Source organism: Xanthomonas sp. CFBP 8443 (assembly GCF_025666195.1).
Lineage (GTDB): Bacteria > Pseudomonadota > Gammaproteobacteria > Xanthomonadales > Xanthomonadaceae > Xanthomonas_A.
On sequence record NZ_CP102592.1, the window covers coordinates 173,661 to 190,268 of the forward strand.

A 16,608-nucleotide genomic window follows, 5' to 3' on the forward strand; every position below is an offset into this window, starting at 1 on the left:
ACGGTGATGGACAAGGATTCCGTGAGCCTGGGTACCGTGGTGGCCGAGCGCTGCAAGCGCGCCGTGGCGATGCTGCTGTGCTGCACGGTCACCTGGACCTCGCTGCCGCTCTACGCGCAGGTGGTGCCGGTCGCCAACCCCGGCGGCCAGCAGCCGGGCCAGCAGGTCGCGGCCAACGGCGTGCCGGTGGTGGACATCGTCGCCCCGAACGCGCGCGGCGTCTCGCACAACCGTTACTCGCGCTTCGACGTCGGCGCCAACGGCCTGATCCTCAACAACAGCGGCAACATCTCCAAGACCGAACTCGGCGGCTATGTCGCCGGCAACGACAACCTGAAGAACAGCGGCGCGGCCACGCTGATCCTCAACGAGGTCACCTCCAGCGCCAGCCGCCTGCAGGGCTACACCGAAATCGCCGGCGCGCGGGCGCAGCTGGTGATCGCCAACCCGAACGGCATCAGCTGCGACGGCTGCGGCTTCCTCAATGCCTCGCGGGTGACCTTGGCCACCGGCACGCCGCAACTCGGCGGCGACGGCGCGTTGAACGGTTTCGGCATCACCGGCGGCGTGCTTAGCATCGGCGGCAACGGCCTGGATGCGTACAACGTCGATCGCCTGGATCTGCTGTCGCGGCAGTTGAGCGTGGACGGCTCGGTCTGGGCCAAGGACCTGCTCGCCAGCACCGGCACCCAGCGCATCGGCTACGACGGCATGCTGCTGGAGCTGCTGCCGGGCAGCGACGGTGCGGCACCGTCGATCGGCATCGACGTGGCCTACCTCGGCGGCATGTACGCCGACCGTATCCGCCTGATCGCCACCGAAGCCGGTGTCGGCGTGGTCAGCCGCGGCACCCTGGCCGCGCAGAGCGGCAGCCTGCAGATCGACAGCGCCGGCCAGCTCAGCCTGAGCGGCACCACCGTCGCCCGCGACGAGGTCGACCTGCGTGCCGCCGGCGCGCTGGCCCAGCAGGGCGTGCTCGGTTCGCAGCAGGCCGGCGTGCGCCTGCGCGGCACGCAGCTGAGCCTGAGCGGCGACACCATCGCCAGCGGCCTGCTCGATGCGCGTGCCAGCGGCGCGTTCGTCCACAGCGGGCGCAGCAGCGCCGGCGCGATCAGCCTGTTCGGCTCCGAACTCGATGCCGGCGGCACGCTGTACAGCAGCGGCTCGTTGAGCCTGGACGCGAGCGGCACCCTGCGCAGCAGCGGCGTGGCCTACGCCGGCGGCACCGCGCAGCTGAGCGCCGGCGGCAGCTGGCTGCAACGCGCCGGCACGCTGCAGAGCGGCGGCGCGCTGAGCGTGCAGGCGGCGCAGATCGACGCGGCCGGTGTGCTCGATGCCGGCGCCGGGCTGCGTTTGCAGAGCGACGGCGACCTGCGCCTGTCGGGCCTGGCCCAGTCCGTGCAGGACGCGGCGCTGCAGGCCGGCGGCCGCGTCGACAACGCCGGCCAGCTCAGCGCCGGCGGCCGCGTGGACGTCGCCGCGGCGGCGATCGGCAATGCCGCTGGCGGCATGCTGTCGGCCAACGGCGACGTCTCGCTGGCGACCCCCGGCGCGCTGGACAACGCCGGCACCGTCTACGCCGGGCGCGACCTGCGGATCGACGCGGCGGCCTTCGCCAACGACGGCAGCAGCTATGCCGGCCGCAACGCCGACATCGCGACCGCAGCGGCCACCCGCAGCCGCGGCAGCCTGGTCGCCGGCGACGCGCTGCGCGTGGACGCTGCGCAGTTCGCCAGCAGCGGCGAGTTGGGCAGCCAGCGCGGCGCCACTACCTTGCATAGCCGTGGCGACCTCGCGCTGGACGGCGCGGTGGCGGCGAAGGGCGCGCTGACGGTGCAGGTCGCGGGCGCGCTGCACCAGTCCGGCACCCTCAGCGCGGCAAGCGCGCAGCTGCAGGCCGGCGGCGATGCGTCGCTGGACGGCACGGTGAAGACCGACGACGCCTTGCAGTTGAGCGCCGACGGACAACTGCGCAGTAGCGCCACGCTGGCGATCGGCGGCGACGCCGAGCTCACCGCGCAGGGCGCGCTGGTGCAGGCCGGGCAGATCCAGTCCGGCGGTGCGCTGCGCCTGCGCGGCGCGGACATCGACCAGTCCGGCGTGCTCGACGCGGGCACCGCGCTGTCCCTGCGCAGCGACAACGGCATGCGCCTGGCGGGCACGCTGCAGGCGCGCGGCGACCTTGAGCTGGACAGCGCCGCCACGCTGCAGAACCAGGCGCAGGTGGTGGCCGGTGGCGACCTGGCGGTAACCGCGGACGATGTGGACAACGCCGCCGGCGCGGCCTTGTCGGCCGGCGGCGATGCGACCATCGCCAGCGCCTCGGCGCTGCGCAACGACGGCAGCGTGCATGCCGATGGTGCGCTGCGCCTGAGCGCCGGCAGCTTCGCCCAGTCCGAGACCGGTAAGTCCTACGGCGGCGCGAGCCTCGACCTCGCCGCGACCGATGCAGTGGACAACCGCGGCGACCTGATCGGCGGCGGCGACGTGCGCATCGACGCCGGCAGCATCGCCAGCAGCGGCCAGCTGGGCAGCCAGCGCGGCCAGCTCGCCCTCGACAGCCGAGGCGACCTGCGCCTGGACGGCGTCGTGGTCGCGGCCGGCATGTTGCGCGCCGAGGCGCTGGGCGACCTGCAGCAGCACGGCAGCCTGCAGGCGCAGTCGGCGACCCTGCTCGCCGGTCGCGACCTGGGCCTGAGCGGCGCGCTGAAGAGCGCCACCACCCTGGACCTGCAGGCGCAGCGCGCGCTGATGCTGGACGGCCAGGCCGTCGCCGGCACCGCACAACTGCGTGCGGCGCAGATCGCACTCGGCCAGAACGCCGTGCTGCAGAGCACCGGCGCAACCACCCTGCACGGCGGCAGCATCGACAGCCGCGGCGCGCTGGATGCCGGGACCGACCTGAGCCTGCACAGCGACAGCGCGCTGACGCTGGCCGGTGTCGCCCAGGCTGGCGGCGATGTCGCACTGACCGCCGCCGATGCGCTGGACAACGCCGCCCAGGTCGTGGCCGGGCGCGACCTGCATCTGCGCGCCGCCAGCGCGACCAATCGCGCCACCGGCACGCTGTCGGCGCTGGACACGCTCGACATCGGCGTCGGTGGCCTGTTCGACAACGCCGGCACCCTGTACGGCAAGCAGGCGCTGACGCTGGACGTCGGCAGCTTCCAGCACAGCGGCCGGTTGTATGCCGGCAACGCGCTGAGCCTGAGCAGCGCCGGCGCGCTGGACAACCGCGGCGACCTGATCGCCAAGGGCGACCTGCGCATCGACGCCGGCAGTTTCAGCAACAGCGGCCAGCTCGGCAGCGAGACCGGCAGGATCGCGCTGAGCAGCCAGGGCGACCTGCGGTTGGGCGGAAGCGTGGTCGCCGCCGCCGCGCTCGACGCCAGCGCGCTGGGCGACCTGTTGCAGAGCGGCGCGCTGCAGGCGCAGTCGGTCGCCCTGCACGCCGGCCGCGACCTGAGCGCGGCCGGCTCGCTCGATTCGGCCACCGTCCTGGACCTGCAGGCGCAGCGCGCGCTGGCGCTGGACGGGCAGGCGCGCGCCGCGGGCGACGCGCAGCTTCGCGGCGGCAGCATCGCCGTCGGCGCGAACGCGGTGCTGCAAGGTGCCGCCGCGGTGACGCTGGACGGCGCCGCGATCGACAGCCGCGGCGCGCTCGCCGCCGGCACCGACCTGGCCCTGCGCAGCACCGGCGACATCCGCCTGGCCGGCGTCGTCCAGACCACGCGCGACATCGCGCTGGATGCGGCGGCGGCGCTGGACAATGCTGCGCAGATCACCGCCGGCCGCGACCTGTCGCTGCACGCGGCGAGCGCCGGCAACGCCATCGCCGGCAGCATCGCGGCACAGCGCGCGCTCGACGTACGGATCGACGGCATGCTGGACAACGCCGGCACCCTGCAGTCCAGCCAGGTGTTGACGCTGCAGCTGGGCAGCCTGCAGCAGAGCGGCCACGCCTACGCCGGCGGCACGCTGGCGTTGCAGGCCACCGGCGCGGTCGACAACCGCGGCGACCTGATCGCCAAGGGTGCGCTGCGCGTGGACGCGGACAGCTTCGCCAGCCGCGGCCAGCTCGGCAGCGAAACCGGCCAGGTCGACCTCAAGACTCGCGGCGACCTGCTGCTCGACGGCACCGTGGCCGCGGCCACCGTCCTGAACGCGAATGCCGGCGGCGATCTGCGCCAGGCCGGCACGCTGGACGCGCAATCGCTGCAGCTGCAATCCGCGCGCGACATGGCGCTGACGGGCGTCGTGCGCGCGCAGCAGGCGCTGCAAGCGCATGCTGCGCGCGATCTGAGCATCGCCGGCCAGATCGGCGGCGCGCAACAGGTTGGACTCAATGCCGGCGGCGCGTTGACCACCGGCACCGCCGCCGTCGTGCAGAGCGCCGGCGCAGTGACATTGTCCGCTGCCCGTATCGACAGCCAGGGCACCCTGGATGCCGGCACCACGCTGGCGCTGGCCAGCGGCGGCGAACTGGCGCTTGGCGGCGTGGCGCAGGCCGGCGGCGACCTGAGCCTGGACGCCGTCGGCGCGCTGCGCAACCGCGCCCAGGTGGTGGCAGGCAACGACCTGCGCGTGCACGCGGACAGCCTGTCCAACGCGTCGGGCGGCGTGCTGTCGGCGCAGCGCGACGTCGCGCTGGAGATCGCCGGCCTGCTCGACAACGCCGGCGGCCTGCGCGCGCGCAGGCAATTGCAAGTGGACGTGGGCGCGATGCAGCAGACCGGCCAGGCCTACGGCATGCAGGGCCTCGGTGTGCTCGCCAGTGGCGCGGTGGACAACCGCGGCGACCTGATAGCCGGCAGCGCGCTGCGCGTGCAAGCGGCGACGCTGGCCAGCAGCGGCCAGCTTGGCAGCGAGAGTGGCGACGTCGCCCTGGTCAGCCAGGGCGATCTCGCCCTCGACGGCACCCTGGCCGCGGCCGGCGCGTTCAGCGCACAGGCCGGCGGCACGCTGTCGCAGAGCGGGGCGCTCAGCGCCACCACCGCGCTGCAACTGCAGGCGCACGGCGACCTCACCATTGCCGGCACCCTGACCGCCAGCCAGGTCACGCTCGGCAGCGACGCCGTGCTGGCCCAGCACGGGGTGGTCAACGGCGCCGACATCGCCCTGCAGGCGCAACGCATCGACAACGCCGGGCAGACCCTGTCCAGCGGCAACCTGAGCCTGCGCGCCGGCGACATCGCCATCGGTGGCGTCGCCGCGGCCGGCATGCGCAACGACGGCAGTCTCGGCAGCAGCGGCACGCTGGACCTGCACGCCGACAACATCCTGAGCGCCAGCGGCAAGCTGATCGCCGCCGGCAACCTGCTCGCGCAGGCCACGCAACTCGACCTGGCCGGCAGCACCACCCGCGTCGGCGGTGATGCCAGCCTGACCGCGAGCGCCGGCCTGGACCATCGCGGCGCCGACCTGCTCGCCGGCGGCAGCCTGACCGTGCAGGCCGGCGGCGCGCTGGACAACGGCAGCCTCAACGGCGTCGGCGGGCAGATGCAGGCCACGCGCCTGGACCTGGCAGCGGCCACACTGAAGAACAGCGGCGGCGCACTGGTGCAGAGCGGCAGCGGGCAGGCCCGCATCGCGGTCACCGGCGCGTTCGACAACGGCAATGGCCGGCTGTCGAGCAACGGCCAGAACCTGGTCGTCAGCGCCGCGTCGCTGAGCAACAACCAGGGCCGCATCGAACACGCCGGCACCGGTACCGCGACGCTGACCAGCGGCGGGGCCATCGCCAACGTCGGTGGCCGCATCCTGACCCAGGGCCAGCTGCAGCTCGGCGCCAACGCCGGCATCGACAACCAGAACGGCGTGATCGCCGCCGCCGGCGACGCCACGCTGACCGCGGCCAGCCTCAGCAACGTCGGCGGCAGCGTCTCCGCACGCGGCCTGAGCACCCAACTCGGCGGCGGCGCCCTGGACAACCGCAGCGGCCTGCTGCAGGCCGCCGGCGGCACCCTCGACGTGCGCGCCGGCAGCCTCGACAACCGCGGCGGCACGCTGCAGTCGGTGGCCAGCGGCGGCAGCGGCGGCGACCTGCGCGCCGACATCGTCCATGCGCTGAACAACGACGGCGGCCTGATCGGCGCCAGCAACGACGCCACCGTCGGCGCCGAGAACCTCAGCAACAATGCCGGCACCATCCAGGCCGGGCGCGACCTGGCGCTGACCGCGCGCGGCCAGCTCGACAACCACCAGGGCGGCCGCATCGGCGCCACGCGCAATCTCGGCGTCGCCGTCACCGGCGCGCTGCTCAACAGCGGCGGCCAGCTCGACAGCGGCAACGCGATGACCCTGTCCGGCGGCCGTATCGACAACAGCCAGGGCAGCATCGCCAACAACGGCGGCGGCCTGACCCAGCTCACCACCGGCGGCGAACTGCGCAACGCCGGCGGCAGCCTGGGCGGGCGCGGCAGCGTGGTGCTCAACGCCGGCAGCGTGGTCAACAGCGACGGCCAGCTGGTCGCCGGCGGCGATCTCACCACCAACACCAACGCGCTCGACAACCAGCGCGGCAGCGTCTACGCCGGCAACAGTGTCCTGCTGCAGCGCGCCGGCGCCACGCTCGACAACCGCGGCGGCAAGATCAAGGCCGAGCAGGCGGTACGCCTGACCCTGCAGAGCCTGAGCAACAGCGGCGGCCAGATCGGCGCCGGCAGCACGGTCGGCGGCGCTGGCGACGTGGTCATCGACATCGTCGGCTTCGACGGCAGCGGCAGCATCCTCGCGCAGAACCTGCTCGACCTGACCGTGCGCAACGACTACACCCACCGCGCCGGCGCCGCCATCACCAGCAACGGCGACTTCCGGCTCAACGTCGGCGGCAACCTGGTCAACGAATCCGTGCTGAAGGCCACGCGCGGCCTGAGCGTGATCGCCAACAACATCGGCAACCGCGCCGGCGCGACGATGCAGGCGGGCAACACGCAATTGAACGTCGGCGGCACCATCGACAACGCCGGCGACATTTCCGCCAGCAACACGCTGCAGCTCACGGCCGGCAGCATCTACAACACCGGCAGCCTGGTCGGCGGCAACGTGCTGGTGAACACCGGCACTCTGGTCAACGGCGCCGACCTGGGCGGCGCCACCGACAACGTGGCCTACGGCTCGGCGCTGATCGGCGCCACCAACGGCATGACCCTGCTGGTCCGCGACCAGCTGCTCAACCGCGACGCGAAGATCTTCAGCCTCGGCAACATCGCCATCGGCGCCGCGCGCGACGGCAACGGCACCATCACCGCGCGCACCGGCGTGGTCAACAACCTGTCCGGCAGCATCGAGGCCGATGGCAGCATCCTGATTGCGGCCAATCAGCTCAACAACCAGCGGCGGGTGGTAGCGACTGCCATGTCGCCATTGTCTGCCGGAGAGCGAGCGGCGGCGAACCAGGCGATGCCGGAGCAGGAACTTCGCAACGATGCGGAACCGGCCAACTACCAGGGGCACAACCTGGGCGTCTTCCGTACGTTCGACGCACAAGAACGGGAGAAGGTGACGGCTGCCAGCGCCGAAGGCCGCATCGTGGCCGGTGGCAACATCGCACTGTCCGGCAGCGTCACCAACACGGCTTCGACGATTGCCGCAGCTGGAGCGCTTTGGATCAACCAGCGTGGGGTAGGCGGCCTGGCCGACGGCATGCTCGCCGGCAACGAGAACGTGCTGAATCAGGCATTGGCGCTGAGGCAGAAGGTCAATTACACCGATACCGAATACAAGGCCGGCACCGGTCCCCAAGGCTGCACACCGCCGCCGGGAAAGATGTATTGCAGCATTGAAGATTCGGAAGAGCAGGCGGGCGGAACTATCGGCGGCAACAGGGTAACCGTCGTCGGCTCGGGCACCTTCGAGAACAGCTATATCGCTCTCGCCGCCAACATGACCGGGGGCCAGGGCGTCTCCATCAATGGCGCCACGATCCACAACGGTGCAGTCGGCAGCGACGGTCGCAGCATCAGTGGCGCTGCGCTCGGTGCCACCCAAGGCACGGCCTTGAGTCGCCGCAGCGTGCAGAGCGCCAACGGCGCGGGCAGCAAGACGGTGCAGGCCCAGGCCGGAAGCGCGGTGGATGGCGCAACGGTCAATAACCGCATCGCCGCGGCAAGCCTGAGCGCAATCCGCATCGACGACGGCCAGCGCGCGCTGGCCGGCGGCACCGACGCGTCCGCCGCCAACGTACAGGCGCAGACGACCCAGACCAGCCTGTCCGTCGCCGGTAACGGCGGTCAGCGCCAGCAGATCGACCCGGGGACCGGCCAGGTGCCGCAGGTGGTCGGCGGCATCGGTGCTCCGCTCGGCAGCATTGCCTTGCCGATCGGCGGCCTGTATCGCCTGGTCGGCGCCAACGGCGCCAGCGTCAATGCGCTGGGCCGTGCCGCCAACGGCCTGGGTGGCATCAACGCCAACCGCAGCAACGGCCCCGGCCGCCGCTACCTGATCGAGACCGACCCGCGCTTCGTCGACTACGACAACTTCATCAGCAGCGACTACCTGCTCGATAAGCTCGGCGTGGATCCGGAGTGGACCCAGACCCGCCTGGGCGACGGCTTCTACGAACAGCGCCTGGTGCTGGACCAGATCACCGAGCTCACTGGTCGTCGTTACCTGGGCAACTACGACGACGGCGTGGCGCAGTACCGCGCATTGCTGGAAGCTGGCGTGGCGGCGGCCGGTTCGCTGCAGCTCAGCGTCGGCGTCGGCCTGACCTCCGCCCAGGTGGCCGCGCTCACCGACGACATCGTGTGGATGGTCGAGCAGGAGTACCAAGGCCAGAAGGTGCTGGTGCCGGTCGTGTACCTGTCGTCCAAGACCGCGCTGACCTTGCGCAGCGACGGCGCCCTGCTCGCGGGCGGCAACGGCGACGTGTCGCTCAACGCCACCGCCGGGCTGACCAACCAGGGCACCATCAGCGGCGCCAACGTCAGCGCCACGGCCGGCAACTTGCTCAACCAGGGCCGCATCGCCGCCAGCGGCACGGTGGAATTGCAGGCGAAGCAGGACCTGCTCAACCTGGGCGGCCAGATCGCTGGCCGCGACGTGTTGCTGAGCGCAGGCAACGACCTGCGCAGCGCCAGTAGCGGCAGCCCCCTGGACGTCCGGTCCGGCATCAGTGCCGACCGCAATCTGCTGATCGGCGCCGGGCACGACCTGACCCTCGCTGGCGCCACCGTGCAGGCCGGCAACAGCGCGGCGCTGCAGGCCGGCAACAACGTGGTGATGCAACCTGCTGTCACCCGCGACGAACGCGGTCGCGTCAGCGGCGGCGCGGCGACCGACCTGAGTGTCGGCAACAACCTGTCCCTGCTCGCCGGCAACGACCTGCAACTACACGGCGTGACGATCGCCGCCGGCGGCAACGCCGCCCTGCAGGCCGGCCACGACCTGTCGCTGACCCCGGTCACCGATGCCAACGGCAAGGCCACGGTGCGCACCAGCATCGTCACCGACGGCAGCCTGCAACTGGCGGCCGGCAACGACATCACCATCCGCCAGGCCGAAGTGAAGGCTGGCGGCGACCTGATCGCCGCGGCCGGCCACGACTTGAACGTCGAATCGGTCCTGGGCGACAGCCGCACCACCACCGACCACTCGCGTGAGGGCAAGACAAAAGTCACCACCACGACCACCCTCCAGGACCTCGACCAGCAGGCGCTCAGCGCCGGCGGCAACTTGATCCTCAGCGCCGGCAACGACGTCAACCTGGTCGCGGCCAAGCTCGACGCGGGCAAGGGCCTGGCCGTGGTCGCCGGCAACGACATCAACAGCACCACGCTGACCACGGTGGACAGCAGCGACACGCTGGAGACGCGCAAGCGCTTCAAGCAGACCACCAGCACCCGCGACGAGACCGTCCATGGCACCGAGTTCAGTGCCGGCAGCGACATCGCCTTGCAGGCCGGTCACGACGTCAACCTGACCGCAGCACAGGTCTACTCCGACACCGGCGGCGTCGCCTTGGCCGCCGGCCACGACGTCAACCTGCTCGCCACCCAGGAGCAGCACGACGCCGAACAGGACATGCAGAAGAAGAAAAAGGGCTTCCTGTCCAGCAAGACCACCACCACGCATGACGAGTGGCACGACAGCTACGCGGTGGGAACCTCGCTCAGCGGCGAAACCGTGCAGATCAAGGCGGGCCACGATATCGCCGTGGTCGGTTCGACGGTCCTCGCCGATGGCGACGTGCGTCTGGCCGCCGGCAACGACGTCACTATCGAGTCGGCGCAGGACCACAGCAGCGAGGCCCACAGTAGCAGCCAAAAGAAGTCCGGCCTGACCGGCGGACTTTCTGGCGGCGTGGCCAGCGTGGGATACGGCAAGTCGCGCAGCAACAGCCAAGACGTCATGGAATCGACGACTCAATACGCCTCGGCGGTTGGTTCGCAGGACGGCAGTCTGATCGTCAGCGCCGGCAATCGCTTGACCATCGCGGCCTCGGATGTGGCTGCAGGCGAGAACCTGACGTTGGCCGCCAAGGACATTGCGTTGCTGGCACGGCAGGATACCGTTGACACGCAGAGCAGCCAGTCCAGCAAGTCCAGCGGGTTCTCCGTCGGTGTGACCTACGATCCGGGCGCGGCGTACCGCAGCGCCCGCGATTCGACCACCGACAACATGCCAGACAGTGGCTCGACCATGGGCAAGATCAGCCGGCGCGCCGAAGGCGACATGGCCGGCATCGCGGCAGCGACCACGCCCGTGGTCATCCAGGCCGGGGCGCACCGCTCCAATGATGCGCAGAACGACAGCACCAGCGACGCGCGCGTGAGCCAGTTGAGTGCTGGCGGCAACCTCACCTTGCTGGCCAGCGACGGCTCGATCACCACACAGGGTGCGCAGTTGTCGGCCGAGGGCAATGCCTTGCTGCTGGCCAGCCAGAACATCGTGTTCGACGTGGCGCACAACACCGAGTCCAGCGGCAACGCCAGCACCGGCAAGGGCTGGGGCTTCGCCAACAATACCGCCAGTCCGCCATTTGGCAACTACAACCAGAAGGGCGATGGCAACGGCCAGTCGGACACGATCACCGGCACCCAGCTGTCCGTCGGCGGTAATGCCAGTCTGACCACGACCAAGGGCGACATCGCGCTGACCGCCAGCAATATCGCGGCGCAAGGCGATGTCGCGATTCGCGCGGCGGGCGATCTGACGATCCAGAGCGGACAGGACACGGTCGGCAACGCCAACACCTACAACAACAAAGCCATCGGCACGGTGATCATCTCCGACACCGAGCGCTTCGCCGGCTACCACACCGAGGACCATCGCGACGACAGCGCGCAGGTCACCCAAGTGGCCAGCAGCGTGGGCAGCCTGGGCGGCAGCGTCAGCCTGGCCGCTGGCGGCGCCTACACCCAGTCCGCCAGCAACGTGGTGGCGGCCAAGGACGTGGACATCACCGCCGCGTCGATCGAGGTGTTGACCGCCAATGACACGCACTCGGCCTCGTCGCAGGACGACACGCTGAAGTTCGGCGTGTTCGCGCGGGTGAAGTCGCCGCTGATCGACCTGATCAACAATGTGGATGCGGCGCGCAATTCCGACGGCCGGCTGTCGGCGATGCAGGGCATGGCCGCGGCGGCCAATGGCTACCAGACGGCCAGCGCGATCAGCAGCACCGCCGGCGGTGCCGGCAGCGGTTCGTTGGTCAGCGTCGAGGCCGGCGTCGGCTACGCGACCAGCACGGAACAGTACAAAGGCAGTAGCCAGACGTCGCAAGGCTCCACTATCAGCGGCGGTGGAAACGTCAGCCTGACCACCACGCAGGGCGATCTGCACGTGGTGCAGGGCAACCTCAGCGCGGGCAACACGCTGAGCCTGGACTCGGCACGCGACCTGGTACTGGAAGCGGGCAACTCCGGCAGTTCCGAGCACAGCAAGGGCAGCAATGCCGGTGTGGAAGTGGGCGTGGGCGCCTCGGTGGGCGCGCAGTTCGGCGTGTATGTGTACGCGCAGGCCAGCGTGGGCAGCCACAAGTCGGATGCGGAAAGCACCACCTGGCAGAACACGCAGCTGGCGGGCCAGAACATCTCTCTCACCTCGCAGGGCGACACCACCTTGCGCGGCGCAGTGGCCAAGGCCGACCGCATCGACGTACAGACCGGCGGCGACCTGACCATCGAGTCGTTGCAGGACACCGCCAACATCCAGTCCAAGGAAAGCGGATACGGCGGACGGATACAGGTGTCCTTCGGCAGCGCGTGGGATGCCAGCGGCTACGCGAGTTCGGCCAAGGCGAGCGGCAATTCTTCGGGAGTGACCGAACAGTCGGGCCTGTTCGCCGGGGAGGGCGGCTACCACGTCACCGCTGGCAACGTGAACCTGATCGGCGGCGCCATCGCCAGCACCAACGCGGGCAACAGCGAGCTGACCGCCGACTCGCTGACGTATACCGATCTGAAGAACCAGATGGGCTACAGCGCCGCGTCGGGCAGCATCAGCGGCGGGTTCGGGAGCACCGGCAACGGTCAATCGTCCACCGGTGCCGATGGCAATACGGTGGGCGGCCAGGCCAAGGACATCGGAAACACCATCGCCAACGGCAATTATGGTCAGGCCAACACCGCCAACTTCAGCGGCGGCGTCCCGATGTCCGAAAGTGGCAAGGACACCTCGACCACGCGGGCCACGCTGACCGAAGGCAAGATCGTCATCGGTGGCAAGAGCACTACGGCGGCGGCGACGGGAATCAATACCGACGCCAGCAAAGGGAATGAGGTGCTTGATGCGCTACCGGATGTACGCAAGGTGCTGGTTGAACAGCAGGCGATGGCGGCGGCCACCGGGACGGTGGTGCAGACCAGCCAGCAGATTGGTGGCGACATTGCGGCCAACGCGGCGACCAAAGCCGCCGATGCGCGCGCGGCCTACTTGAAAGGACTCAGCAATGCTCAACGAGAGGCGTTCGCGAAACTGGACCCGGCAGCACAGCAGAACCTTCTGCTGAGCCAGAGCGCGGCTTACCGCGACGCTTACGCCACTGAGAAGCAATGGGGCATCGGCGGTGACTACAGCCGAGCGCTGCAGGCGGTGACGACGGCGCTGGTGGGCAGCGTGTCGGGCCAGGCCGCCAGCCAGGTGGCGGGCAATGCGCTGGCGCCCTATGCGGCGCAGTTGGTCGGCCAGACCTTCGACGGCAACCACGGCAGCGATCCGAACGCAGCGGCGCAGGTGCTTTCGCACGCGCTGCTGGGCGCGGTGTTGGCGGAGGTGAATGGTACGTCGGGCACCGGTGGCGCTCTGGCCGGGGCGGGTGGCGAATTGGCGGCGCAATGGCTGACCAAGGAGTTGTACGGTAACGACCCGCGCGCGATCGACTCGGAGGGCAAGTTCAACCCGAACCTGCTGCCGGAAGAGGACAAGCAGACGATCGTGGCACTGTCGCAGGCGGTCGGTGCGCTGGTTGGGGGGATGGCGGGAGAGAGCATGAATGATGCCGCCGTCGGAGGCGCTATCGCACGCAATGCGGTGGAAAACAACTGGTTGAAGGAAGATGAAGCCGCCTTGAAAAAGGTCGCTCAGGCCGAGTGCACGGCAGCGAACAAACTGTCATGCGACATCGTAGACGCCATAAATAAGTTAGATGAAGCACGGGACGCTGACTACGCTGCAAATGTCGCCTTGGCGGGCGCGAATATGGATTCGCACGGTATTCCGCACACGCTTGGCGAACTCGACTTCTATATGGAAGGCTACTGGAAAGCCAACGGTTTGGGCGGTCAAAAGGACGCCATATTTACAAACGGTCTAGTTCGTACTTACCCGACGTTTGGACAGGATCTCTACGATCTTCTAGGAAGTGCACCAAAGCTGCTGCCGGACTTGTTACTCGGTAAAAACACATTCGTGGCTGTGGGGATACTGAATCAAGGTCTTTTAAATGCGGGTGGTGAGACGTTTGCGGCATGGCAGGATCTTGTCCAGCCCGGCCAGGCGAGCAATTACTTCACTGGTAAGCCTGTGGAGGGCGCAGATGCTTGGTCTGCACGCTTCCTGAGTGCTGTGGGAATAGTCCAGACTGCTTTGACAGGAGGCGGGAGTAACGTCGCACGCGCCGGTATGAACGCTGCCGGCGAAGTAGCTGAGACTGGCACCTTGGCGGGTGCTACCGTCCCTAAAGAAACTTCAAAAAATCTGCTTGGTAATGCTGATAAAATGCTTCCCGATGCCATCAATGGCGATGGCTTGTCTCGCCGGACAGCCAGGGATGTAATAAGCGAAATAAATTCGGGAAATCTTCCCGGAACACCTATCGGTGGAACCGGTTCGCCCCGTGAAATGCTGCCTACTTCCAATCCCAGTGCGGCGGCTGAGGGGTTTGCAATGGAGTTCTTCGGGGGTAAAGTTCCATCTGATGCGATTCTTATGAAAGATGGAGCATGGCGAGCACAAATTCCAGGGGGTGATACGTGGGTTACATATCGCCCAGCAGGAGTGGCGAGCGGAAAAACAAAGTCAACTACAGCCACAGTAGAAATAAATAGACCTGATGTAAACTTGGTGAATGGTCATAAGCCATTGAAGCTTAAATTTCCATTGACTGGGGAAACTGGGCCTGGGGGTTAAAGTGAAGCATATGAAAAAAGAGATTGTTAAAGAGTTGGCCATTATTATGGACGTGCTTATTCTCAGCGAAATGCCGGTTATATTCTTTGGGATGGATGGCACAGGGCTTGATGAGTATCCTGCGTGTTCTACATCCTCTCAACAACTATCGGTAGACATGATTTATCGGTTTATTAAATGTGGGTTAGTAGAATTTCTTCCTGACGACTGGGTAGAGGATGCTGGGTTTAAAAGTATTGATGATTATTTTGAAAAATTAGCCAGCGTCGACAAAAATAAAAAATCAACTTCCGTTGAGGGAGTGTCTAGGCAACATGCTTTGGATATGGGGGTTTGGCTTGAGCCTCAGCTGGTTTCAACTGATTTTGGAGAATCGATTTTTAAAAGATGTTTTGCGGAAAAAGAAGTGAGTGATGATGAATCCCTCGGTAGGTTTAGAGAGGAGCTGGAAAGTTTATTCAAAAAAAACAATGTTCCATGGGCAAATAAACCATTAGTTCCCCTTAAGTTAAAAGATGAGTAGGTGTTTTCGGGTAAATTCAATTGATTGGCTTTATCCAATAACGGGGCAAGAGGAAATATCCGTTTGGAAATCCGCTGCAGGTACTCGGCGCCAGCGTCAACGAGCTGGGCCGCGCCATCAACGGCCTGGGCGGCGTCAACGCAGCCGCAGCGCCGGCGTTGACGCCGCTACCTGACCGAGACCGATACACGCTTCGTCAATTACGACAACTTCATCAGCAGCGACCGCTGGCTGGCCGGTCTGGGCTGCGAGGCCACCGGATCGATCAATGGCTGTATCCTGCCAAACGGCGGCGCAAGCTGTACCCGACCCTGCGCGTGGGGAGGGAGGCGCTGGCCCGAAGTTGGCCCATGGAGTCGGTCTGGAAGTGGCTGCAGCGACTGCGAAACACGTCCTCGACCAGATGGTTGCCCCTTCATAAAAACGTGGGGATGCCTCCACTCTGATCCTGTTTCACGGCGCATACGTGCGCTGGCAGCACATCGTCCCTTGGAAAAGCGTAGTTTTCCAGAGCAGCGCGGCCCTTGTCGGACGATCAAACAGCTTCAGAAGCTCCGCCAGCAGCCGCTATCGCTACCTCAAGTCACGACGAGGTCAGAATGGAACTCCTACCCAAGCTTTTTCTGCTGACCGCACTTTTCGCTGCAGCTTGTCCAGCAGCGGCCATAAGCGACGACGAGGACGAGCAGGCACGGATAAATCCCGAAAACCAAGCGCGGATCCGCTTTTTTGGGCAGGCCGTGATTGGCCTGGAGTTCTATCGCAACACCATGTGCTACGGCGGTGATGCTGAAAGCGAAACGCCCTCCAGCAGCGGCTTCGGCGGTGCCTTCGGCAGCAAGAAGAACATTTCCCTGGGAATGCCGGTCACCCCTAATGTCACCAACCTCAAACAGCGCAACGGCATCCTGGCCAAGGCGTTTTATCGCGAATACGCCATCACCGCAGGCGAGCCCATCGCCATCCACGCCTCGTATTATGAAACCACGGGGCCAAGCGGCATTTCGCGCGGCTGCAAGGATTTCGGCGCGTCCTTCGTCCCCGAAAAAGGCCAGGACTACGAGGTCGCCCTGGATCTCTCGCGCCAGTACTGCCATCTCACCATCTCCAGGATCAGCGAAACCAGCGACGGCGTAGCGCTGGCTCCGGTCGAATCCAAAGACGCGCAGGAATGTAGCGACGAATAGGGCCGCTTCGTTGCCGGGTGTGCCAACCGGTATGTGCGAACGCCGGCATTGGTCTCCGAAAACTTGGGGTCAGAGTGAAGTTTCCCTAGTCTCTACATCCGTTGGAACCTATGGCGCCAACATGCGCTGAGCAACAGCCCTTCTTTGCGGCCATTGAGCGCCGGCTCGGCCATCGTGTCGGCCCCGCTGCGCGGGTGTAAACAGCCGAAGGTCAATTTGACAGAGGGAAAGTTCACTCTGACTCCAGTTTTCTGGCGGCCAAGGTCTACACCGACACCGACACCGACACCGACAGCGTGTCCGTGGCCGCGGGGCAACGCGCTGCCC

At 67.2% G+C, this 16,608-nt stretch carries 3 protein-coding genes and 1 pseudogene; all 4 read left to right on the forward strand.

All coding sequences use genetic code 11. The annotated features are described in order from the left end of the window. Window positions 1–6 precede the first annotated feature (6 nt). The 4 genes and pseudogenes from NUG20_RS00755 (at window position 7) to NUG20_RS00770 (ending at window position 16,281) form a co-directional block, all read left to right on the forward strand. The gene (locus NUG20_RS00755) at window positions 7–14,571 is read left to right on the forward strand and encodes a hemagglutinin repeat-containing protein (protein WP_263396584.1); all 14,565 of its coding nucleotides are present in this window, start codon (window positions 7–9) and stop codon (window positions 14,569–14,571) included. A 10-nt stretch (window positions 14,572–14,581) separates the two neighbouring features. Next, a complete protein-coding gene (locus tag NUG20_RS00760; protein ID WP_263396585.1) occupies window positions 14,582–15,094 on the forward strand; it encodes a hypothetical protein in 513 nt (170 codons plus the stop codon). A gap of 228 nt (window positions 15,095–15,322) precedes the next feature. Next, window positions 15,323–15,540 (forward strand): annotated as a pseudogene (locus tag NUG20_RS00765) (hypothetical protein); the annotation flags it as partial. A gap of 153 nt (window positions 15,541–15,693) precedes the next feature. Next, window positions 15,694–16,281 (forward strand): hypothetical protein, encoded by a 588-nt coding sequence (locus NUG20_RS00770; RefSeq protein WP_263396586.1) that lies wholly within the window; start codon window positions 15,694–15,696, stop codon window positions 16,279–16,281. Window positions 16,282–16,608: the final 327 nt, after the last annotated feature.

Bases quoted from the DNA above. Each gene is read 5' to 3' on its own strand.
- NUG20_RS00755 (WP_263396584.1), top strand. From the start codon at position 7: ATGGACAAGGATTCCGTGAGCCTGGGTACCGTGGTGGCCGAGCGCTGC.
- NUG20_RS00760 (WP_263396585.1), top strand. From the start codon at position 14,582: ATGAAAAAAGAGATTGTTAAAGAGTTGGCCATTATTATGGACGTGCTT.
- NUG20_RS00770 (WP_263396586.1), top strand. From the start codon at position 15,694: ATGGAACTCCTACCCAAGCTTTTTCTGCTGACCGCACTTTTCGCTGCA.